Genomic DNA, 25141 nt, shown 5'->3' with positions numbered 1-25141 from the left:
GTTGTTAAAAAATAAATGCCTTTTGTTCTTTTTATTATCTCAAACAACTGAAAATGGTCAAATGAAAGTATTAAAAACAAAAAATAGCATCAAAATATGATTAATGATCCTATTTTCTGAATACGCCATTATAGATATTTTTTAGGTTACGCTTATCGGTCTTGTATATGGCTCGTAGCGTGCAAATTAGAAAATTATTTTAGGATTGAGCACAAGCCAGATTTTTAAATTTTACTATTTATTTTTTTATTGAAAATCGTCAAATTTAAAAATTTGGCGACTTTCCAAATATGCCGAAAACATTGGTTAAGCAACTGACCAGCTATGAGCTATATACGTTGTGGCTGTTGCACAACTATAAAACACTCTAATTCCTGCTTAATTATTTTTGCCTTCAAAACAACAATACGTTGATTTTAAATTAGTTATGGTTTTTCGTTGTTATCAAAATTTATTACTTTATTTAAAATTATGAGTTGTGCAACGGCTACCATTGTTAGGCATAGTTTTTTTTATTTAAAAAGGTAAATCATCTTCTGGTCTTGCTTCTACAAAATTTTCAATTTCAGTTTCTAATTCCTTTCGTTTATCCTTACTGTAATAATTGGATACCCAATCAAAAATTAATCGATTTCCATTCGATAATTCTTTTTTGAAAACATCTTTGTAAGACTCAAATAATAAATCTTCTTCAAGCTCATCTAATTGGTAACCAAAAAAGTCAATTACAAATCTTTGTCTATCCTCATCACGAGATTCCAAAGATTCGTATAGTTTAAATGCAATTTCTCCCCTCAATAATGATACTTTTACTATTGACTTTAGCCAAGAAGCAAAAACTCCTGATTCGTTAGTTTGTCCGTGATAATTTTTTTCGGCTTCGGGTATAATTTGTATCAGTTTATTTTCTGCTCTAAACCTTGCATCTTCATCTATTAATTCCCATTTAGAAGAAAATAATGCTATGCATCTAATAACTTGATTTAATGAATCTGTAAAACGTAATTCTTCAGATACAAGTTTGAGAATTTCGTTTACTTCTTCCTCTGTTAATTCACTTTGTAGAGATTCCCAAACAAGTCTTAGGTTATGAATTTTGCCTGTTTCTTTGTTTCTAAAAATTTCAATAGAAGTTTCAAAAGTTTTGTTTTTTGGAACTTCTTTTACTAAAAGTTCAGCGTACTTTTTATTTTGAACAAAATCTTTGTCAAAAACACGTTTTAAGAAAAGTTCGGTACTGAATTTACCTTTTGATTTATCAATTAGTTTTAGAAGATGATTTATGAAAATAATTATCTCAAAGGCATCTTGTTCCGTATCATTGATATTAGAATGACTTCTAGGATTTCTATAAGCTGAATAAATTCCTCTTAAAATGCTTTCAATTCCTTTCTGAACATTTTTTTCGGATTCAGTTTTCAGTTTATTCAATTTTATTTTTGGATTCGAGCCTCCAAACGCACTACCTACTAATTGATTTCCATCATTATCTAAACCTGATTTATCTCTTATAATATCGCCTACAAATTGGATAGAATCTAAAATGGCATTCTTGTAGTCCTCAGAATTGTAACTTCTTTTTATGAAGTTCCATAATCTTTCCTCAATATGTTGTTTTATGTGTTCCATTCAAATTATGCCTAACGACATGATATAAAACCGTTTTAATACTGAAACAAGTTCAGTACAGGTCATTCTATATCCAATGATAAGCGAAGTTAGTTTTTAAAAAATGCAAAATCAAGATGTGTAACTTATTTTGAAAGAAAAGTTGTTAACAAGCCATGAGTTTATCACTCCAAAAACTTACTCTTTAATTCGGGTGTGGGAATCATACAAGCATCTTTTTTACCGTACCATTTATAACGGTTTTTCGCAATATAATCATACACCCAATTTCGAATAAACGGTGGGATTATAAAAAATACACTCATTAGGTTTTGCGGAAACCCTAAATGCCTTGCAATTTTTAAAGCTGCAGTAGATTTTGAAACCAGGCTGTTCTCTGGAGTGTATAATAATATAGAGTCGGTTTTTTGAGTATCTATATTAAATTGTTTAATTAAATCCTTGCCAACATCACTTTGTAGAGCTGTAAACATGAATATATTCTTTTTGTCATTTTTAATAACGTACTGTACACTGCTGTTACAAAGATTGCAAACACCATCAAATAAGATGAGTTTTTTATGTTTTGGTAAATCTATCATTTTTATATTTCCAAGAAAGTTGAGATCCTAAATTGCAAAATCCCTCTGTTAATTATTATTGCCAACTACCAACTACTTACTGCTTACTGAATACTGAACACCGATCACTACTTTGCCGCTTCAACAAGCTCTAACTGTTCAATACTGACATTAGTCGTAAAGATACCATAATTTACAACAGCTTTGTTTTTTTCTATTTTATCGATGCTACCAATGGCACGACCGTCTTCCATCCGTACGCGATCTCCAATTTTAAAAACGGGTCTGGGTTTAGGCGTTTCAATAGCTTTTTTCTTGGCCTCTTTTTTCTTTTTCCGTATAACGGTCACCACTTTTTCGGCTTCTTTTTTTACTTGCTCTTCTTTTGTTTTTATGGCTTTTTTCTGTTTGGCGGTTACTTTTTTACGTTTGGAGTTTTCAATTTGAACCACTTTAAAAAGCTCTGCCATCAGCTCACGTTTTTGTTTGTTTTCAAAGTATTTTTCGGCAATATCGTTCACTTTTTGCCCCAAATAAATAAGGCGTTGGTTGCTATCGTAAAGTTCTTGGTAGCTTTCCAGTTTCTTTTGAATTTTGGCATTGATTTCTTCAAGTTTGTCCGCTTCTTCTATTTTTTTCTTCTCGTTTTGCCTTAACGATTGCCCCGTTTTTTCCAAACGGGAACGCTCTTTTTGAAGCTTGGCAATCGTAGCATCAAAACGTACCTTACTACGTTCAATTTTCTTTTTGGCACGATTTATTAAACTATAAGGAATCCCATTTTTTTGAGCCACTTCAAAAGTAAACGAACTTCCTGCCTGTCCTGTTACAAGTTTAAAAAGAGGTTCCAGCGTACGTTCATCAAAAAGCATATTCGCATTAAGCATATGTGGCAATTCGTTTGCCAAAATCTTTAAATTGGAATAATGTGTTGTTATAATACCAAATGCCTCTCTATGATAAAACTCCTCTAAAAAGGTTTCAGCTAAAGCACCACCGAGTTCTGGGTCGCTCCCCGTACCAAACTCATCGATTAAAAAGAGTGTATTCTTGTTACATTTCTTTAAAAAATAGTTCATTTGTTTGAGGCGATAGCTGTATGTGCTTAAATGATTTTCAATAGATTGGTTATCTCCAATATCACTCAAGATCCTATCGAACAAACAAACTTTACTGCGTTCGTGGACAGGAATTAGCAAGCCACTTTGTAACATTACTTGTAATAGACCAACCGTTTTTAGGGTAATACTTTTTCCGCCGGCGTTAGGACCGGATATGACTATAATTCTACTGTCTTTTTTTAGTTCTATGGTTTGTGGAAAGGTGGTTTCCTTTTTTTCTAAATTATTTAAATATAAAAGCGGGTGATAGGCATCCCTTAAAAACATGCTTTGGTCTTCGGATATTTCAGGAAGGATCCCGTTCATGGATCGTGCATACTTCGCTTTTGCCGAAATAACATCTATATCTATTAAGAAGGTTTGATAGTTTTCCAATAAGGACAAATATGGACGTATATAATCGGTGAGGTCTTTTAAAATACGAATGATTTCTTCCTGTTCTTCATATTCTAAATTATTGAGCTCCCGTGAGTGCTGTAAAGTCGTTTCGGGCTCTATATAAACAATACTGCCTGTTTTACTTCCGCCCATAATGGCACCTTTTACTTTACGGCGATACATAGCTTTTACAGCGAGTACACGTTTGTTATCGACTACAGATTCACGGATATCATCCAAGTATTCAAGATTATGATAGGTGTTAAGAGCAGATGTGAAACTAGCATTTATTTTGCCTTTTATTCTATTAATGGATTGACGTAATTCAAAAAGCAGGCTAGAGGCATTGTCTTTTATGTCTCCAAAGCGATCTACAATGGCATCTACTTTTTCGATAATGACTTTGGTGACTTCAATATGTGATGCATATGCGTTAAGTCCCGGATAATACTCCTCGAACTTTTTTAGATACGTCACAATATCATTTGTTGTTAATGAAATAGAGACTATTTTTTTTAATGCATGCACTTCTAAATAAGTGTTTTCAATACGCAAAAGCTTCATTTCCTTTGAGATAGAATCAAAGCCATGGTTTGGAATGCGGTTATCATTATAAAAAGACGATAGGTACTCGTTGGTTAATTGTAAAGCACCTGTAAGGGTTTCCTTGGTTTTATAAGGACATATTGATAATGCTTTTTCATGTCCTAATGGTGTTATACAATGTTCGCTTACTTGTTGTAGAACAGTTGAAAACTCCAGATCTTTTAATGTTTTATCATGAATGTTTATCATTCGTTTTTTTCGTCAGGGGATAAGTGAACAAAGTTAAAAATTCTATTTAATTAAGAGGCCGTTTTACGAGAAGTAAATAAGCAGTGTAAAACTCTTAAAATATGTTAATTAACAGTCCGCCTTAATTCTTTAACAAAACGCTAACATCTATGGATGGGATTTGTATCTAACTTGAGAAAGCAATCAAAAAAACATAACTAAAATGGAAACTAACCACCTTGCAAGATTATTTGTGTGTGTATTGCTGGCTTTAAGTTTTAACACATTTGCTCAAGTAAATATGCCTCGAGCTAGCCAACAAGCTACCATGTCCCAACGAGTAGGTATTTCGGATATTTCAATAACATACTCCAGGCCCCGTGTTAATGGTAGGGAGATTTGGGGGAAATTAGTGCCTTACGGAATGAATAATTTAGGCTTTGGAACAGCGACTGCAGCACCTTGGAGGGCAGGAGCGAACGAAAACACGACCATCACTTTTACCCATGATGCTACATTAGAAGGAAAACCTATTAAGGCCGGTACTTATGGGTTTCATATAGAATTGAAAGATGCAGACAATGCCACCATAATCCTGTCTCATGATACCCATGCTTGGGGCAGCTATTTCTATGATGCTTCTAACGATGCATTGCGAGCCGATGTTAAAACCAAATCTGTGCCACATAAAGAATTATTGACTTATGAGGTTAATAATGTACAGCCAACGTTTGCAATAGTTTCCCTTGTATGGGAGAAAAAAGAAATACCTTTTAAAGTGGCATTTGATGTCACTGATATTGTTTTAAATGAATTCAGGGATAAATCTATTGGCAATTTAGGTTTTAATAGACAAAATTGGGAAAACATGGCTCGTTTTTCATTAAATAACGGTGGTGATCTAAATGAGGCATTAGGTTGGATCGATGGTGCTATTGCGGGTAATTTTTATAGCCAAAAAACGTTCAATAATTTAGCCCTTAAAGGGCAAATATTAAATAAATTGGGGAAGAAAGAAGCCTATGCGGCACTCATGGACGAAGCGTCATCCATGGCGAATAAAAACCAGTTGAATACCCTAGGTTATCAAATGCTAACTGCAAAGGATTACGATCGGGCGCTTAAATACTTTAAGTTAAATGTAGCAAATAACCCTAAGGATGCTAATTCTTATGATAGCTTGGGAGAATGTTACAAAACGATGGGAGATAAGAAGAATGCTATTAAATATTTAAAAAAATCATTATCATTAAATCCACCAGCTAATGTAAAAGCAAACTCGGAAAAGCTTTTAAAGGAGCTTGACGCTTTATAAAAATCATCAATCAAACCACGAACATTGTGATTGAAGCTGTCTAAAAAGCACTATTTTTAGACAGCCTCTTTTTAACCATGTATGGTTTCGCTTTTCCCATAGTTTTTTATAACAATACTTTCAAACTCCACGAGTTCTTTCCAGCGTTTGTCAACATCAATGCCTTTTCCGTATTTACGGGCAAACCCTATGAATGTTGTGTAATGTCCTGCTTCGCTAATCATTAAATCATGGTAGAATTTAGAGAGTTCAGGATCCTTTATTTTTTTTGATAATAGTTTAAAACGTTCACAGCTCCTAGCTTCTATCATGGCAGAAAACAAGAGCCTGTCTACCATACACTGCAATCTGCTTCCGCCTTTGTTCATAAATTTATAAAGCTCGTTAACATAACTGTCTTTGCGTTCCCTGCCCAGTTTGTAGCCTCTTTTTTTTATCATATTATGCACCATTTGAAAATGTTCCAGCTCTTCTTGAGCCAATACTAATAAATCGGTGACTAAATCGGTATACTCGGAATTTAAAGTAATTATAGAGATGGCGTTAGTGGCAGCCTTTTGTTCGCACCAAGCGTGGTCGGTTAGGATCTCTTCAATATTCGATTCTACAATATTTACCCAACGAGGATCTGTTTCTAGTTTTAAACCAAGCATATTTGTTTTTTATGTAAAAGTATATTGAAAATAGTTATCAGCAAAAATCATGAGATATAATTCCATATATTCTTGTATTTACTTAATGATTTATAAGTATCTAAAATAGCTTTGTTATCTAGAGAAGAGAGTGTGGTGTCCATTTTAAGTACGTTTTTTGCGTGATGTCTTGCTAGTTTTAGAATGTCATTATCTTTTATAATATCTGCAATCTTAAGGTTTAAAACGCCACTTTGTTGTGTTCCCATAATATCTCCAGGGCCCCTCAAGCGTAGATCGACTTCGGCAATTTCAAAACCATCACTGGTTCTTACCATAGTTTCTAAACGCGTCTTACTATCATTGCTAAGCTTATGGCCCGTCATTAAAATACAATAGCTCTGCTCCGCACCACGTCCCACACGGCCACGTAGCTGATGCAATTGTGATAGGCCAAAACGTTCTGCGCTTTCAATAATCATAACCGAGGCATTGGGCACGTTTACACCAACCTCAATAACCGTAGTCGCTACCATAATTTGGGTCTCACCCTTAATGAAGCGTTGCATTTCATAATCTTTATCTGCAGGTTTCATTTTTCCATGAACTATGGATATTTGATAATCTGGTAAGGGAAAATCCCTGACAATACTTTCGTAGCCATCCATCAAATCTTTATAATCCATTTTTTCATTTTCCTGAATTAGCGGATATACAATATAAATTTGCCTGCCTTTTGCTATTTCGTCTCGAATAAACCTGAAGACATTCAATCGGTTTTTATCATAGCGATGGACCGTTTTTATGGACTGTCTACCTGGCGGTAGTTCGTCAATAATCGAGATGTCTAAATCACCATAAACAGACATGGCCAACGTTCTGGGAATGGGTGTGGCAGTCATCACTAAAATGTGCGGAGGGACGGAAGCCCCGCTAATCTCCCCGGAGGGGAGACTTTTTAAGCATTTCATAATATGGCGCAAAACATTATCTATGTCGCTAGTAATTTGTTCATTGTTAAATCGAATAACCTTAAAACCAATTTCATTTAATATTTGGGTACGTAAAGCATTAGCTTCTTTTTGTTCAATGGTATTATGGTATTCGCCATCAATTTCAATTATTAAATTCTTTTCTAAACAAATAAAGTCAACTATAAATTCATCAATAATATGTTGCCTTCTAAATTTATGATTCTGTTTTTTATTTCTTAAGCATTCCCATAAAACAGATTCAGCTTGCGTGTTTTGTTTTTTATTTTCAGCTTGAAGTTCTTTTAATAATTTATAGGTTGAGGGTCGATCTGTCTTATGCTTTTGGAAAACGGATTTAGTGTCCTCCATTTGGGAGGATTGAGGAGGGCCTCCTTTCTTCCATAATTTACTTCGTTGTGCCACTCCAAATCGATGCTGTTCATCTATAACGGCAAGCCCTAAATTTTTAAATTTTACCTTATCTTCAAGTAGGGCATGGGTACCAACAAGAATCTGTAGATCGCCATTTTCTAAGCTTTCATGGATTTTTTTTCTTTCTGAAGTTTTAGTTGAACCTGTTAGTTTTTTTATACTGATATTCAGTGGTTTGCATAGATTTAGTAACCCATTATAATGCTGGACTGACAAAATTTCAGTCGGAGCCATTAAACAAGCTTGAAAACCGTTGTCAAGTGCTATTAACATTGACATGAACGCGACTATAGTCTTGCCGGAACCTACATCCCCTTGCAAGAGTCTGTTCATTTGTGCATGACTGCCCAAATCTGCACGAATTTCTTTTAAAACGCGTTTTTGCGCACCGGTTAATTCGAAGGGCAAATGGGCTTTAAAAAAGGTGTTAAAATAGCGGCCCACTTTTTCAAAAGGGAAGCCTTTAATTTTTGATTTATGAGCTAGGTTTTTGATGATAAGCTGTAGCTGAATATAAAATAATTCTTCAAATTTTAATCGAAATTGAGCTTTGGAAAGCAGCGCTTGGCTCATCGGAAAATGGACGTTAAAAAGCGCCTCGCTTTTTGAGATTAGTTTGAGTTCGGTAAGTATATTTTCAGATAACGTTTCAGTAAATCTTTTACCGGTTTCTAAAAATAGTTGTTGCATGATTTTGCCCATCACACGATTTGTAATGCCTTTATTTGATAGTTTCTCTGTTGAAGGGTATACTGGCTGCATAACAGAGCGTAAATTTCCTTTGTGCTCATCCAGCCCCTCTATATCTGGGTGTGGCATGTTGAACTTACCGTTAAACCAATTGGTTTTTCCAAAAATCACATAAGGTTTATTGAGCTTCAGGCTCTCACGCATCCATTTTTGTCCTCTAAACCAAACGAGTTCCATAGTGCCAGTATCGTCTTGAAAAGTTCCAACTAAGCGTTTGCCGCGTTTCTGGGCGACTTCTTTAAAGGCGATAATTTTACCAATTATTTGAACATCTGCATTGTTGCGCTGTAGCTGGTTAATTTTATAATACTGTGTTCTATCTATATATCTATTTGGAAATAAGTTGATTAAATCTTGGTAAGTATGAATGCCCAATTCCTTTCGCAATAAATCTGCCCGGTTTGGACCGACGCCCTTTAAATAATCTATTGGTGTTTGAAGGTTTACAGACATAAAAGCGAATTTAATTAATTCTCACGAAAGTGAGAATCTTATCATATTGTAACTTTTCAGATTCTTATTAAAGTTTTGCCTTGGCCTCATGCTTGTTATGGTTTAATGTAAAAACGGTACGCATCCTTTGTTTTGCTTTATGAGTATTATTATATTTTATAATAAACTAATTATATTTATATTAAAATCACTAATATAAAGTTAAACTTTAATTGTTTTAATGCAGATCAGATAAGCAGGTAGCATGCCATATAAGGATCAATCCCAAAAGTTGTGTGCGATATGAAATCATATATAACGAACCATGTTCAAATGTATAATAGTCGCTTCAAGATAAATTAAGAGAGGATAATTTCGACCTTGTCGAAATTTAGGAGGGTTAAACCAGGATAGGTTAATGGCAGGCCTTCTTTTCAGATTTACCAAAACATAACTTTTGTTCTTGTTCCATTAAAACGTTGATAATAAATATTTCAAATGATTTGAAATTAATCGAACTCGGGTAGTTAGTGAAAATTTGTGCCATTCGTGTCTTTTTTAAAGATATGTGCATACGGTAGCTTTTGAAAAAGGAGGATAATTTCGACAAGGCCAAAATTTAGGAGGGTTAAACCAAGATAGGTCAACGGTGGGCTTTCTTTTCAGGTAGGCCAAAACTTTTGCCTAAGGTCCAACTTTTTATAAAAAAAATCGCAACAAACATTAATATTGGTTGTTGCGACTTAAATTATAGCTATTTACAAGCTTACTCTATCACTCTGCTATAATTTTCCTTACTATTTTCTTTATTGGTGGTTCTTGTTGTAAAAAACATATGGGCTTAGATAATAAACGAACCAGATATAAACAGGTTCGTTTATTAGTGAGAGACATGAGGATTTATTTAATCAAATATGAGCTTTTAATAAAATACGGTTAGTATATAAAAGCAAAGCAAAAATTTAATGGACATCATCTTGTTAAAAGAGAATATGTTATTTTTCTTACTTAATATACGCTTTTTTGGGGATTTTTGTTTGATTTTGTAGGTATATTCGTCTAAATGATTATAAAAAACGATAAACAGCTGCTGTTTAAAAAGAAACAATACTTGATTATAGAAGTAGGTTATGCCTTACTTTTTGGTTTTTTATTTACAAGGTATGCATGTGAATATTTTATTGCCTGTCAATGGACAGGTGGCTTTTATGCCCATTTTATCTTTTTTTCCTAAGGATAATATACAGCCACCTCCCTTTTAAGCTTAAAAGGGAGGAACCTGTCTCGGACAAGCCTTTGGTACAAAGTAGAAACTAATTAACATAGCGTGATTATTTGTTTTATTTTTGGGCACATTATAGCTGCCAGCAGGCAGGAAATTGTTAATTTTCACTATGTACTCAGTCTGATAGGTTAGTTAAATGGGGTCTTTATAAAAATAGTTGGTATATTAAATTTTGGACTAAAGTTTGTTATATTCGATATATGAAATTAAAACTGCTCCCTTTCTTTTTATGTATTGTTTCTATTGTGGCTTCGCAACAAATGGACTATGTTGATTTTAAAACTGCTAAGGCAGACATTGCCTTTGGTAATTTATTGGAGAAAGAAGTTTTAGGAACTGTTTCTTATGAGTTTGAAATTATAAAGGATATAGACTCTATCTACATTGATGCTAAAGCTTTTGAAGCGATATACTATGTATTGGACGGGCAGTTTATAGATAGTCTCTATAATGGGAAACAGCTTATTGTAAAGCATCCTTTCAGGGCCAATAGTAGGCATATGTTAAATATCGTATGGAAAACGAGCCCTAAAAAAGCGATGTATTTTGTTGATTGGGAAGATCCTTCGGCAGGCTCAGGACAGGTATGGACGCAAGGACAGGGAAAGTACACTAGTAATTGGTTGCCCGGTATCGATGATATGAACGATAAAATTGAATTTGATCTATCGGTCACCTTTCATAAAGATTATGAGGTTATTGCCAATGGAAAACTTGTTAAAAAAAATAATAAAGGGGATATTGTTAGATGGGACTACGATATGCAAAAGCCCATGTCGAGCTATCTGGTTGCTTTAGCGATTGGTAAATACAATAAAAGGACGGAATACTCTAAAAGTGGCATTCCTTTGGAAATGTATTATTATCCAGAAGATTCTTTAAAGTTTGAGCCCACATATCGTTACACCAAACAAATGTTCGATTTTTTAGAAGCAGAGATCGGTGTGCCATATCCTTGGCAGAATTATAAACAGGTACCGGTAAAGGACTTTTTGTATGCCGGTATGGAAAATACGAGTACCACTATTTTTTCTGATGCCTTTGTAGTTGATTCCATTGCCTTTGTAGATAAAAATTATGTCAATGTGAATGCCCATGAATTGGCTCATCAATGGTTTGGGGATCTGGTCACCGAAACATCAGGAACACATCATTGGTTGCAAGAGGGGTTTGCTACGTATTATGCTTTACTGGCAGAACGTGACATATTTGGAGATGATTATTACTATTGGCGGCTTTACGAATATGCTCTGGAATTATTGGAACAGGATAAGGCGGGACTAAGTACCTCTCTTTTGGATCCTAAATCGAGTAGTATTACCTTTTATAAAAAAGGAGCGTGGGTTTTACATATACTGCGAGAAAAGGTAGGGGATAAGGCTTTTAAAACAGCGGTGAAAAACTATCTGGACAAAAATCGATTTAAAAATGTAGAAACGGCCCATTTTATTAATGAAGTAGAACGGGTTAGTGGTCAGGATCTAGAGGCATTTGTAGAGGCTTGGCTGAAAACGAAAGGGTTTTATTATGACGATGCTCTGGAAAGCCTTAGGAAGTCTCTTTTTATTCAGGAATATTTAATGGTAGATTGTGAAGTTTATACCTCTAAGTGCCAGGAATATTTATCGTCTGGAGTTTCAGATGAGGCCAAAATAAAAATCATTTCACAAATGTCAAACCATTTAGAAAAAGAAGCTTTCAAAAACGCTTTAAAAGTGCGCCAGGCCATTGCTGGAACTTTATCTAAAGTCCCAGAAGCACTTAAAAAAGAATACGAGACACTTCTTGATGATAAGTCTTATTTAACTATTGAAGCGGCTTTATTTGGGTTGTGGAACAGTTTTCCTGGAGAACGGAATAAATACTTGGAAAAAACAAGAGGTATTCAAGGGTTTAACGATAAAAATATTAGAATTCTTTGGTTAACACTAACTTTGGTTTCTGATGGTTTTGAACCTGAAAACAACGCAATGTATTTTAAAGAACTGCTTGATTATACAAGCCCAAAATATGGTTTTGAAATTCGACAGAGCGCATTTAGATACCTAAAATGGATACATGCTTGTGGAGAGCCATGTCAAGAAAATTTACAACAAGCCACCAAACATCACAATTGGCAATTTTCAAAATTTGCTAAAGAGATGCTTAAAGTAAAATGAATATTATTGAAGTGATTTAAACTTTCTTCAATTGGTTGCAACTTGCCTCGCTGGCAGCTACGGAGTACCCACAAATAATCACTCCAAGTTAATTAGCTTCTACTTTGTACCAAAGGCTTGTCCGAGACGTGTTCCTCCCTTTTTAGCTAAAAAGGGAGGTGGCTGTATGTGGTAACATACAGACGGAGGGTTTGTTTTTTAGAATGTTCTTTACATGTTTAATTTGTCAAACGCCCCTTTCTTTTCCTCCTGGCGTTGAAAAATTCATCCCCGCTTCAGCTGCTACCGTGTGTACACAAATAAAGCACAATAAAAAGATTGGACACGAATGGCACAAATTTTTACTAATTATTCTGTCTATCGACAGATTTCAAGCCTATATAGGCTAGGGATTCATAATCATGCAGAGTCCAATCTATACCGTAGAGTATTGGATTCGTGTGAATTTGTGTCATTCGTGTCTTTTTTAAAGATGTGTACACACGGTAGCGGCTGAAGAGAGGAGGTGGTTTAATTATACTGAATTACTGTATAATAACGCCTGTCTGTCGCGAAAGCTATTGGCATATCCATTTAAGTGAACTGCGGACAAAATAGTTCCTTAAAAGATGTGGGTACACCGTAGCTGCCGGTAGGCAGGAATGTTCCTTTTCATCCTTTTTTCGTCTTTTTATTACTTCATAACGCTGCTATGAAGTGCAAAAAAGGCTTCAAAACGAATAAAAATTAACTATTTTTCGCTTCAATAAAAAAAGTTTAAATCACTTCATTTCCTTCTTTCCAGGGTTGAAGGGTTTTTACAGATTAGACAACCTGCCAAGTAGGTAATAGAGAGTTCGTAAACACCATCGGTTCTACCAATATTGGATGTGTTCAGGTCATAAGAAAAACCAAAGCGTAACTGCTCTAATTCCAATCCTATAAAAGCATTAATGGAGGTCAATAAATGGCTGTTTGTACTGTTTTTAGCAGGATTGGTGACGGCCATGGCGCCTAACATGAGCTTTTCTAGTTTTACGGTAGTACCTATGTCTAACCTGTTATATTGTCCTTGTTGCATATAATTTGCAGAAATAAGTATATCGTTATAATCAAAATAAGGAAACTTATAGTTGGCATGGATGGAATAAAAGATATCTAGGGGAACATGAGCATTATCAACAAATGAAATATTGGGTCTGTTCAAGTGTTTTATAGAGGCCCCTAACCACAAGTCGGTATCATTTCGTGTATTTTTTTTGTCAAAAACAAACCCGGCATTAAAATCAAAAAAAGTTATGTTTCGATTTGCATTCATGGCAAATATATCCGATGAAACAGGGTTTATGGTTTCTAAATGAATATTAATCTGATCTGCCAGTACCAAATTACCAAAATTAAAGGACTTGGTTCCAAAGCCAAACTCTATAGCAGGCCTGAAAAACCAGTCGTTTGCCAATCTTACATGGTAAGAATAATTAACGTTTCCTTGTAAATGATTGTAGTTGGTATTATTTTCATGCTGGTTTAAAACACTAACACCAATGCCACCAATATTTTCCAGCCAGGTATTGAAAAAAGCATACTCGGTATCTATTCTCAGATTTAAATGCGGCCACTGGGTTCTATGGATCAATCCTAAATATGTAGCGTCTTCAAAGCCTGAGAATCCAGGGTTCATTGTTTCTGGTACTAATTGGTATTGCGTAAATACAGGGTCTTGGGCGTTTACTTTTAAACAAAAGCAACTTATAATGATTAGGACAGGTATTTTAACTTTCATTAGCTTGTTTTGGTACATCTACTTAATTAATACTACAGGTCCTTCTTTTGTAATGGTTTCTCCATAAAAAGTCTTGGCAGAAAACTTAAAGTAATAATTACCATTTTCTGCATCTTCATCATTTATTTTACCATTCCAGCCACCTATATTGTTTCCTTTTTCAGAATAAATTAAACTTCCCCAAGTATCGTAAATATCTAAAACCATATCGTTTAAACCGATAAATGCCGGATTAAAAAAATCATTTATATTATCGCTATTAGGCGTAAAAGCATTGGGGATTATAAGGCTATAGCCTTTTTCAATAGATAGCGTGATGATTTTTTCATAAACGCAACCAAAGGGATAGGTTATAGTTTGCTTAATGGTATAGTTTCCTTCGGTAATGTAAGTATGTAGCGGGTTTTCTTCACTGGAAAAATTCCCGTCTCCAAAATCCCAAAGGATAGAAATGTAATCGCCAATAGCGGTATTTGTAAATTGGATAGGGTCTTTTTTTGAATATATTCCATAGGATGTGTAGCCTATAGAGCTTATTTCAAAATTTGCATCACCTAAAATAGGGATATCTACATGGTGCGAGAAATTTGTTGAACAGCCATAGCTATCAATGACATCCACAATAACTAAACCATCCTGATCGGTATTCATGATTTCATTATTGGCCCCACTAACCGTACCACTAGACCAGCTTATCTGATAAGGAGGGATACCTCCAGTAACTCTGGCTACAAAAGTTTGTTCTACATGTCGGGTCGTACAATCAAAATCGGTAATAGTTTCTACTGTTATGGTAAGCGGATCGAATCTGTTGACTGTCCAACTTTCAGAGATCTCACAGCCATTGGCATCGGTAATAGCTACAGAATAAGTGCCAGGAGGCATATTGTCTAAATCCTCTGTAGTTTCTCCATTGGACCATACGTAGTTTAATGGAAGTGTGCCGCCGGTTACTGTTAAATTAACAGCTCCGCTATTGGCATTATCGCAATCTAAAGCATCTGTTGTAACTGCAGATAATTCTAAAGCCTCTGGTTCTGTAATAATAAAGGTTTCTGTTATAACGCAAGGGGTAGCATCTGTAATGGTTACGGAATAAACTCCTGGGGGCAAATTGTTTCGTTCCACACCAGCAGAAGCATTATCATCCCAAGTAAGAGTTACAGGGGGCATGCCTCCAACCAGGTTCAAGGAAATACTGGCATCATTCTCTCCGTAACAAGACACATTTGCTACGGTTGGATTAATTGAAAACTCTGGAGCTTCCTCTATAACAACAGTGGCTTGTTTTTCACAATTGGTGCTATCTGTAATCGTAATAATATAAGTATCGGCAGATAAGTTGTTTTGTTCAGGTCCTGAACCAAGATTGCTCCATTGTATAGAGTAAGGAGGGTTGCCTCCCGAAATATTATCAATAGTTATAGAAGCATTATTATCTCCATAACATTCAATTTCGGTTGTGGAATAATCTATAATAATTTCATCAGATTGATCTAAAATAACCTGTAACGTATCTGTACAGCCAGATTTATCGGTAACAGTTAGCTGGTATGTTCCTGCAAATAATCCCGACAGATCCTCAAGGTTACTTGTGTACCCATTCGGCCCGGTCCATGAATAAGAATAGTCAAAAACACCCGGTGATACCTCAATCTGTCTTCCTCCGGTAGTGTTAATATTGATAACGCCGGTAGCTTCTCCAAAGCAAATAATGTCAACTTGGCTCACTAGGCTTGCACTCAGCTCAGGGGGCTCAATAATCTGAAAGTTTTGAACTATAGGGGTACAATTGTTTGCATCGGTAACGGTAATCCCATAATCTCCAGGTCCTAGGTTTGATAGATCTTCAGTGTTAGAGAAAGGGGTGCCGTTTCGAGTCCAATCGTATGTATAAGGTGTCGTGCCACCATAAATATTAATATCTATTGTGCCATCATCGGCACCAAAACAGGAAATAGTTTCTGGATCAAAGTTAACGGAACTGAAAATAAGCTCTTCGGGTTCTAAAATAGTAAATGTCTCTGTAAAAGGGCAGCCACCTTGATCATTTATAATGACAGTATAATCACCAGGCCCTAAATTAGAAAGATCTTCATTTGAGTTGGTATATCCATTAGGACCTGCCCATGAAATTTGATATGGAGAACCTGTTGGAAAAGGGATCCCGCCACTAATAGTTATTTCAATAGCACCCGTATTTGATAGATAGCACCTACTATTGGTCAGGTTTCTGGTAATACTGATGGAAGGGTTAACCGTCACGGTAATAGTAAAATCTGTTCCTGTACAATTACCGGATACAGGAGTCACTGTATAGGTTACCGTGGCAGGGTTTGAAGTGTTGTTTACCAGTGTCTGACTAATATTGCCTTGAGGGGTCGTTTGATTGGTAGCTCCGCTTATAGTATTTATTGGGTTTATTGTAGGAGTCGTCCAAGTATACAGTGTTCCAACTGGAACGACATCCCCACCACTGGAATCTGGAATAATATTAAAATCGATGCCACTACAAATAGTTAATGATTTATTTGAAATATTCGGAGTTTGATTCACTGTGAGTTGGGCTGTTTGGGATGTGATTTCACTGCATCCGCCCAAAGAAAACGTGATGATTGCATAATAATAAACTGTGCCAATGGTACCAGAAGGCGGATTATAGGTAGCCCCTGTTTCCCCGGTTAAAATACTTCCTGTTGTGTTATTGTCAACCGTATTCGAATACCATTGATAGGCAGGCGTTCCAACACCATTAACATAAGCAACCGATAGGGTGTTGAAGGTCCCACCAAAGCAAATAGTTTCAGACAAGGGGTGGGACGAGAATGAAGGTGCTTGGTTAACGATAACGGTTGAAGTATCACTAACAACACTACAGCCCGGATCTGGTTGTGTAATTATACAGTAATAATACAAGGTGCCTACAGTGTTGGTTGACGGGGTGAAGGTATTGTTTGTAGCTCCGGTTATTAAGGTGCCTCCAGAGTTGCTGTTGGTAGTATTGCTGTACCATTGATAATTATATGTGGTTCCAGATCCTCCTGTAGCATTTATTTGTAAGTTTTGTGGTACTGTACCTTCACATAATGTCTGGGATATTATGGGTTGGGTTGCAATAATAGGATCGTCTACTACAATAACTTCAGAGGCATTACTGGTTATTGGGCTACAACCACTTCCGTTTGGGGTTATGATCGCGTAATAATAATAATTTCCTGAAGCCGTAAAAGTTGGAGGTGTGTAACTGGAGTTGGTCGCTCCGGTAATAATAGTCCCTCCTGTATTGGAATTGGTCGTATTGGAATACCATTGGTATGTAATAGCTCCCGTGCTTCCCGAATGAACGACAGATAATACGGTATTTATATCGCCACCAATACAAATATTTTGGCTGGTTATAGGGTTTGAGTCAATTTGAATGCCATTTACAATTTCTACACGAGCTGTATCGGAGGTTATTTCATTACAACCTGAGCCAGAGGTAAAGGATACGATACAGTAGTAAAAAGTGACACCAACTGTATTGTTGGGAGGTGTATATGTTGCAGAGGTTTCACCTGTTATAATGGTTCCTGTTGTATTATTGTTAACGGTATTGCTATACCATTGATATGTTGGAGTACCAGGACCATTTACGGCAACGGACAACGGGTTTATTGGTCCGTTTAAACATATGGTTTCTGATAGTGGCTGACTAGTGAAAGAAGGGGCGGGGTCGACTGTTATAACGAGATTTACAGGTGTTCCGGAACAGCTACCAAGAGATGGTATTATTACAAAAGTAACATCTTGTGATGTGTTATTGGAATTAAAAATAGTTTGGACAGGAATTGTATTTGTATTGCCCGAAGTTATGAATCCTGTAACACCAGTAGGAGCAGTGGCTGTCCAATTATATGTTGTGCCAGCTGTATCTGATGTTAAGATCACTTGATTTGTCTCGGTTCCAGAGCAAATGGTTTGCGTTAGGTCCGTATTGGTTATCGTAGGAATAGGATCAATAACGAAGTTTTCGGTGTCTGTCGTGGTGCCACAACTACTTGTAACACTAAAGGTCACTTGATAGTTGCCAGGAACAGGGTAATTTATAGTGCCGGGGTTTAGGCTGTTCGAGCTAGCTGGTGAGCCTCCAGGAAAGCTCCAACTGTATGTTAAGGTTTCTGATGCCGGAGCACAGCTAACGACATTTGCTATGGGGTTTATGCTTGCTGAACCGCAAAAATCCGAAATGGCATTAATGGTAGCCGTAGGAGGTTGTTTTACTTCAATGGTTTCAGAAGTAGTACTATTACCGCAGGCGTTTGTAGTGGTGAGTATCAGTGTATAAGTTCCCGCAGTTATAAAATTTATCCTTGGTGCTGCTGAGTTTTCATCGGTTCCATTGGTGAAATTCCAGCTTGCGGGAGCAGTACCGCAAAAATCAGAGACATAGGAAACCTCCCAAAGATAAGTTTCGTTACCACAGCCAGAAGATAAGTTTGTTGTGTTTGTGGTTTGTACTGCAAGTGGCGAACAGCCATTATTGGTGTTTAATGTAAACGCAGCAGTTAATTGAGGTTCTATGCATATAGTTTTAGTAATGGTGTTTGTCGTACCACAAGAGTTTTCACCGTATAAAGAGACTGTGTAAGTCCCAGGGCTCGTGTATGCATGACTTGGGTCTCTTAGCGTTGATGTGGTACCGTCTCCAAAATCCCAGTAATAACCATCGTTAACACTGCAGTTATTACTATAACCACCTGTGGAGGTATTGTTAAACTGAACTGTAGCGTTTACACAACTAATAGGAGGGTCTTCAAAATTAACTTCGGGTTTTCTTAAAATAATAATAGGGCCGGCAGTTAAGTTCGTTTGCCCACATGATGTGGAAATATTCAAAAAAACAGTATAACTATTGGGACAACTGGATTGTGTATAAGTATGGGGTATTGGAAAGTTTTGAGAGTTTGCAGGATCTGCTGCATTATAATATGTAGAGCTTTCCAATTGTGCTTGGGTATAATTTTCGGAAGTTCCATCTCCGAAATCGACTAGATAGTTTGTATCCGGAGGGTTGGTTCCCCAGGAACCAATGGCAAAACCAATTGGAGCAACAGGGATACATAAATTTACTGTATTGCCAGGATTTACAATAGCACCCGTGGGGTTGCTTGAGTTTTTGATTAAATAGGTGACCGTGTTGTCGCAGTTACTTCCCCTTCCGGTGATGTCCATATTAAAGGAGCCTAACTGGGTGTAAGTGTGCGTAGCCGGAAATGTTACATTGGTTTCAATGGGACTTCCATCACCCCAGTCTACGTCATACGAATTTATACAGGATGCGGAAACATTACTTATTCCAACATTAATAGTATAGGAAGGGTCAGTGGTGTTGTTCCCACAATTATTAAATGGATCAAACCGGTTGTCTATATCTTCAAATTCCAATAGAGGTTTTTGTTGCACTGAAACGGTCTTGGTTATGGAATTGCTGCAGCCATTGGCATCGGTAACTGTAAGTGTTACATTGGAGTTCTGAAATCCACACCCTAAAGCAGTAAATATATGAGAAGGATTTGTATTGGTGCTGGTACTTCCATCTCCAAAATTCCAACTATAAGTGAAAGGGCCATTGCCTGTGGCACTCGATGTGAAATTTACTGAAGTTCCCGAGCATGCGCCATCATTATTAAAAGTAAAATCTACTGTAGGTTCGCTAATTGTTACCGTTGCTGTGCCATTTGCGGATGCAGTATCGTTGGAAGCATCTCGAACAGATATTAATTGATAGGCAAAAGCACCAACATTAACCGTACTAACATCAACAGTGGCTGTATTTCCAGTGGATGTTACATTTAAGTTAGTGCCTGCATTAATGGAGTAGGTAAATGTGTAAGGTGCATGGCCTCCAGATCCTGTAAAAGTTATTTGTGGTTGGGCATCATTTCTACAAACCTGGGTTGTGCCAGAAATAGTGGCGGACGGTGGAAGCGAAATGCTGGCTTTTTTAAGATCATTTAAAGGAGTTGTTTTAGCTAATTTTTTTAAATCAGAATAGTTTAAGGCAAAGAAAGAAAGACTAATTATAAAAAAACAAATAGTTGTAAGAAAATAAACCTTCCTCATGTAGAATAATTGTGTTAATAGCTGATACTAAAATATATATTCTTTTTAATGAAGCACTATTTAAAAATAACATATGTTAAATTATTCTACAAAATGCACAATTTATGGCATATAAAACACTTTATGGTTACATTGATACTAGTATTTTAAAATGAAAGAGGGAGCATTCTATAAAATATACGATAATGGGTATGCAAAACATAGAATAATTAAATAAAGGATTTTTAGTTTTTAAATAGATACCGATTCTTATTATATTTACCATTGGAAGAATAAATATGAAAGCATTAGTAATTTCGGGTGGTGGTAGTAAAGGGGCATATGCTGGGGGTGTAGCCCAGTATTTAATAGAAGAAGAAGGTCGGGATTACGATCTGTTTTTAGGGACATCTACAGGGAGTTTGTTGGTGCCACACATAGCTGCGGGCAAAATTAAAAAAATCAAGGAAGTTTTTACGAATGTTAATCAAAGCAATATTTTTAGTGTCAATCCTTTTGTGCAGCGTAAAAAAGGAGATCGGGAATTCGTTTCTATCGATTTTATTAATACCCTTTGGCAATTCATTAAAATGAAACGGACTTTTGGAGAGAGTAGGGCATTAAGGCGTTATATAAAAAAGCATTTTATAGAAGCAGAATATGACTTCATTAGAAAGACCAAGGATGATGTTATTGTCACTGTATCCAATTTATCTAAAAACAGGGTAGAATATAAGTCTATAAAAGATTTTTCTTATGAGGAATTTTGTGATTGGGTATGGATTTCCTGTAATTATATTCCATTTATGTCACTTGTGAAAAAAAATAATTTTGAATACGCGGATGGTGGTTTGGGCTGCGTGGTTCCTATTCGAGAAGCTATATTGCGGGGTGCTACAGAAATTGATGCCATCGTTTTGGAATCTGAAAACATGGAATATGACAAGGTATTGGGTAAAAATCCGTTTTCCTTACTAATTAATTTGTTTGGTCATTTATTGGATCAAGTGGAACGTAGCGATATTATTATTGGAAAGTTGGCAGCAAGAAATAAGGATGTCGAGCTTAACTTGTATTATACGCCTTCCAAACTCATTGAAAATTCGTTGATTTTTAATAAAAAACTAATGACCTCCTGGTGGCAACAAGGTTATGAATATGCCCAGGAGAAGTGTCATCAAGCACGTTCAAACGATTTGCGTATGGATTGATTGACACCATTTCCAATGTCATAGATAGAATTTAATATAAAGATACAATGAAGCTACAAAAATCCTTTGTTTTTGGTTTTAACAGTGAAGCGGTCTTGATTCTAAATTTACCACAAACTCGACACTTCTTCTTTAATAAAAGAAAGGGCTGCATCGCTAGGCGAACGACGTTCCATCATTTCAGTTAAAACAACTTCTCTTAACTTGTTTGCTGTATCCGTTTTTTCAAGTAAATTAGCTTTTCTAATAAGTTGAATGGTAGCATTTTTTGCGGTGGTAATGATATTCCAACATTCGTCACTAATGTATATTTGTTGTGATAAATTATGCTCAAACTCTTGTTCAATGCTTTGTATAAGTAGGGCTTCGTAATCCTCTTTGTTTGAGGATAAGGGAGTGGTTCTAATTAATAATTTAGAAGGCGTAATACGTTCCAAAAACAAAGCCATCCTTTCATAAGCTTGTAAGCGTAAAGGCATCGCTGTTACTTGTAGGTCTTTTTTTAATAAAAACCGTCTTCGACCATCTTCATTTTTAGTGTGTTCCCTAAAAAAATAATATGCAATAAGACCTGTTATTAATGAAGGAATTGCGAATAAAAATAAATCTAGAATTCTTTGTGCATCCATAAAATGTTAATCGATTTGGGTTTTGTTATAATTTCCTCCCAAATATAGACAATCTTTTAAATCCTGCATGCTAGTAAATGGTACAGATGTTTTTTTGTACATATATGTTTTGCTTAATTCTTTTGAAAGGTTATGATCATCTACATTAATTTCTACATCATCCATTTTAAATTGACAGGGATGTTCGTACCCAGCAGCATGTGTAATCTCTATTAATTCTTTTTTAAAGGTTTTAAAATATTGAGCTAGTCGCTCCGATTTTAAAGTAGGGTCTATACCATTTTGCAACCATTTACTTTGTGTGGCTACCCCGCTTGGGCATCTATTTGTATGACAAATTTGTGCCTGGATACAACCAATGCTCATCATGGCTTCACGTGCTACATTAATACAATCCACCCCCATGGCAAATGCCATAGCAGCTTTGGCAGGAAATCCTAATTTTCCACTGCCAATAAATACAATACGTTCAGATAGTCCTTTGTGTTTAAAGAGTTTATATAGGTCACTAAATCCGTAAACCCAGGGGAGCGATACATGATCTGCAAAACTTGGAGGGGCAGCACCGGTACCGCCTTCGCCACCGTCAACAGTAATAAAATCCGGTCCCTTTCCTGTTTTTAACATGATATCGGCAAGTTCTTCCCATTGTTCCAGTTTGCCAATAGCGGCTTTAATACCAACAGGTAAACCTGTGGCTTCAGCGATGTCTTCGATAAAATCCACCATTTCCTGAACATTGGAAAACGCCTTGTGATTAGGCGGTGATAGGACATCTTTCCCAACTTCAACCCCACGAATAGTTGCAATTTCCTTAGTGATTTTTGCTCCGGGTAATACACCCCCTTTTCCTGGTTTTGCGCCCTGGGATAGTTTTATTTCAATAGCTTTTATAAAAGGATTTCCCTTAACTAGTTCCTTCATCTTGTCCATAGAAAACCCACCATCCTTTGCTCGAACACCAAAATAGCCCGTACCAAAATGGAATATGACATCGCCACCATGACTGTGATAGGGAGATAAACCGCCTTCGCCGGTATTATGGTATGCTCCAGCTATTTTAACCCCTTTATTTAATGACTCTATGGCTTTGGCAGAAAGTGAGCCAAAACTCATGGCAGACACATTAATAACAGAGGCAGGGCGAAATGGTTTTTTACGCTTATTAAACTTACCTATAACTTTAGCACAGGGCAAGAACGTTTTATCGATGCTATTTGGATGATCTTTATCAATTTGAAAAGGCATCATGGCATTATTAATAAACACGTGCTGATGTTCATAAATATCCCTGTCGGTACCAAAACCTTCGTAATTATTTTCTTTTTTTGCCGAGGCATAGATCCAACCACGCTCAATACGATTAAAAGGTAACTCCTCTCTATTATTCGCTACAAAATATTGACGCATTTCCGGTCCTATACTTTCTAACCAATACCGCAAATGTCCAACAACAGGGAAGTTATGGCTAATGGTGTGTTTTTTTTGCAGAAAGATATCGCGTATAGCCACCAGAGCTAAACCTATTATAATCCATCCCCACCAGGATATGTTCGATAAAAAATTTAATACGTTATCCATTTTATTTATTTAAAAAATCAAAAGCTATTTGGGTTAATGTCTTGACACCTAAAAGCAACCCGCTTTCATCAATTTTAAAATCGGGTGTATGATGCGGAAATGCTTCTTCGTTTCCTGGGGTCATGCCCCCTAAAAAGAAATAAAACCCAGGAATGACTTCCTGGAAATATGAAAAATCCTCGCCACCGGTAGTTGCCTTTCTTAAGCGTACATTTTTAACACCGGCAACCTTTTGTAAGGCAGGTAACATCTGGTCTACCAGATCGGAATCATTATAAGTGATAGCTGTATTATTTTGAAAACTTATGGTGGCTTCACCACCGTAGGCCTTAGCTAACGTTGTTACCATTTCGGTCATTCGTTTTTCAATATGAGCCTTCATTTTAGGGTCTAAGGTCCTTACGGTGCCTATAAGTTCTGCACTTTCTGGGATGATATTAAAACGTGTGCCGGCAGTTATTTTTCCAACGGTAATAACTGCTGCTTCATCTACTAATTTTGACTCTCTACTAATTATGGTCTGTAAGCCATCAATAATTTTGGCAGAAATTAAAATAGGATCTACACCTTGCCAGGGTCTTCCTCCATGTGTCTGTTTGCCCTGAACATTAATAACAAAGCGCTCTACCGAAGCCATGATGCCCCCTTTTTTATAGTGGATAGTTCCAACTTCGTAGTTAGAACGAATATGTAATCCGAATATAGCATCTACTTTTGGGTTTTCCAAAACCCCTTCTTTGATCATAAGTTTTGCGCCTCCTTCTTCCCCTGGGGGCGGTCCTTCCTCGGCAGGTTGAAATATGAATTTAACAGTGCCTTTAATTTTATCCCTATTTTTTGCTAGAATTTCTGCAACCCCCATTAAAATGGCCGTGTGCGTATCGTGTCCGCAGGCATGCATCACGCCTGTTTCGGTATTAAGAAAAGTAGTTTTTACTTCAGATTTAAAAGGAAGATCATTTCTCTCTGTTACCGGTAGGCCATCAATATCTGCTCTTAAAGCAACCACTTTGCCGGGCATATTTCCTTTTAAAATGGCTACAACACCAGTATGGGCCACTCCCGTTTGTACTTTTAGTCCTAATGATCTTAAATGCTTGGCAATGGTTTCTGCTGTTTTAAATTCCCTGTTTGAAAGCTCAGGGTTTTTATGAAAATGACGACGCCATGCAATCACCTTGCTTTCAATATCCATAAATTGTTGCTCTAAACTATTTTGCCCGTGAGAGATGGATATTCCAAAGAAAAAAAATGCTAAAAAGAAGAGTCTCATAAAGTTTATTTAAATTTTGAAGCTTAATCCAGATTTAGAATTTCGTTATGAAGGTTAAAACTACAAAAAACTATGGCTTTTTTTAAGTTTCAGCATAACATCGTTATGGTTAAACTTAAAAAAGTAGAGGAGCTTTATAGTTTACAGTTGTTTTAAGATG

Annotated in this window: 13 protein-coding genes; 3 read left to right on the top strand and 10 right to left on the bottom strand. The window is 36.3% G+C overall.

Annotated elements, in window-relative coordinates; genetic code table 11:
• Positions 1–516: 516 nt before the first annotated feature.
• The 3 genes from PQO00_RS16900 to PQO00_RS16890 all read right to left on the bottom strand — a co-directional run bounded on the left by PQO00_RS16900 (position 517) and on the right by PQO00_RS16890 (position 4483).
• The gene (locus PQO00_RS16900) at positions 517–1629 is read right to left on the bottom strand and encodes a TIGR02391 family protein (protein WP_274186039.1); all 1113 of its coding nucleotides are present in this window, start codon (positions 1627–1629) and stop codon (positions 517–519) included.
• Between the two features lie 164 nt (positions 1630–1793).
• Complete coding sequence (locus PQO00_RS16895; protein WP_274186038.1) at positions 1794–2210, bottom strand: thiol-disulfide oxidoreductase DCC family protein; 417 nt, start codon at positions 2208–2210, stop codon at positions 1794–1796.
• Between the two features lie 107 nt (positions 2211–2317).
• Positions 2318–4483: a DNA mismatch repair protein MutS gene (locus PQO00_RS16890; protein ID WP_274186037.1), complete on the bottom strand. Its 2166-nt coding sequence runs from the start codon at positions 4481–4483 to the stop codon at positions 2318–2320.
• 202 nt (positions 4484–4685) lie between these two features.
• Between PQO00_RS16890 and PQO00_RS16885 the strand changes: the two genes are divergently transcribed.
• The gene (locus PQO00_RS16885; protein WP_274186036.1) at positions 4686–5777 is read left to right on the top strand and encodes a DUF2911 domain-containing protein; all 1092 of its coding nucleotides are present in this window, start codon (positions 4686–4688) and stop codon (positions 5775–5777) included.
• A 71-nt stretch (positions 5778–5848) separates the two neighbouring features.
• On the opposite strand, the gene PQO00_RS16880 is transcribed toward PQO00_RS16885, so the two are convergent.
• Both PQO00_RS16880 and PQO00_RS16875 read right to left on the bottom strand, forming a co-directional pair.
• Positions 5849–6430: a tRNA-(ms[2]io[6]A)-hydroxylase gene (locus PQO00_RS16880; RefSeq protein ID WP_274186035.1), complete on the bottom strand. Its 582-nt coding sequence runs from the start codon at positions 6428–6430 to the stop codon at positions 5849–5851.
• A 47-nt stretch (positions 6431–6477) separates the two neighbouring features.
• Positions 6478–9018 carry a DUF559 domain-containing protein gene (locus tag PQO00_RS16875; RefSeq protein WP_274186034.1) on the bottom strand — a complete coding sequence of 847 codons (2541 nt, stop codon included), beginning with the start codon at positions 9016–9018 and terminating at the stop codon, positions 6478–6480.
• A gap of 1464 nt (positions 9019–10482) precedes the next feature.
• On the opposite strand from PQO00_RS16875, the gene PQO00_RS16870 reads away from it, so the two are divergent.
• Positions 10483–12441 carry a M1 family metallopeptidase gene (locus PQO00_RS16870; protein WP_274186033.1) on the top strand — a complete coding sequence of 653 codons (1959 nt, stop codon included), beginning with the start codon at positions 10483–10485 and terminating at the stop codon, positions 12439–12441.
• A gap of 766 nt (positions 12442–13207) precedes the next feature.
• On the opposite strand, the gene PQO00_RS16865 is transcribed toward PQO00_RS16870, so the two are convergent.
• Positions 13208–14203, bottom strand: coding sequence for a PorP/SprF family type IX secretion system membrane protein (locus tag PQO00_RS16865; RefSeq protein ID WP_274186032.1), 996 nt, complete (start codon positions 14201–14203; stop codon positions 13208–13210).
• Between the two features lie 18 nt (positions 14204–14221).
• On the bottom strand, positions 14222–20308 hold the full coding sequence (locus PQO00_RS16860) for a PKD domain-containing protein (RefSeq protein ID WP_274186031.1): 6087 nt from the start codon (positions 20306–20308) through the stop codon (positions 14222–14224).
• A gap of 278 nt (positions 20309–20586) precedes the next feature.
• Between PQO00_RS16860 and PQO00_RS16855 the strand changes: the two genes are divergently transcribed.
• Positions 20587–21498 carry a patatin family protein gene (locus tag PQO00_RS16855; protein WP_274186030.1) on the top strand — a complete coding sequence of 304 codons (912 nt, stop codon included), beginning with the start codon at positions 20587–20589 and terminating at the stop codon, positions 21496–21498.
• A gap of 107 nt (positions 21499–21605) precedes the next feature.
• Here the strand turns inward: PQO00_RS16855 and PQO00_RS16850 are convergent, their stop codons facing one another.
• Genes PQO00_RS16850 through PQO00_RS16840 form a run of 3 tightly spaced genes read right to left on the bottom strand, consistent with a single transcriptional unit; the run spans position 21606 to position 24903 of the window.
• Positions 21606–22127, bottom strand: a complete 522-nt coding sequence (locus PQO00_RS16850; RefSeq protein WP_274186029.1) for a hypothetical protein — start codon at positions 22125–22127, stop codon at positions 21606–21608.
• Between the two features lie 6 nt (positions 22128–22133).
• Positions 22134–23708, bottom strand: coding sequence for an FMN-binding glutamate synthase family protein (locus PQO00_RS16845; protein ID WP_274186028.1), 1575 nt, complete (start codon positions 23706–23708; stop codon positions 22134–22136).
• 1 nt (position 23709) lies between these two features.
• The gene (locus tag PQO00_RS16840; RefSeq protein WP_274186040.1) at positions 23710–24903 is read right to left on the bottom strand and encodes an amidohydrolase; all 1194 of its coding nucleotides are present in this window, start codon (positions 24901–24903) and stop codon (positions 23710–23712) included.
• Positions 24904–25141: the final 238 nt, after the last annotated feature.

The organism is Flavivirga sp. 57AJ16, assembly GCF_028736925.1.
Lineage (GTDB): Bacteria > Bacteroidota > Bacteroidia > Flavobacteriales > Flavobacteriaceae > Flavivirga.
The sequence above is the reverse complement of the archived record's forward strand: the minus strand, read 5'-3'. Positions and strand labels throughout refer to the sequence as shown.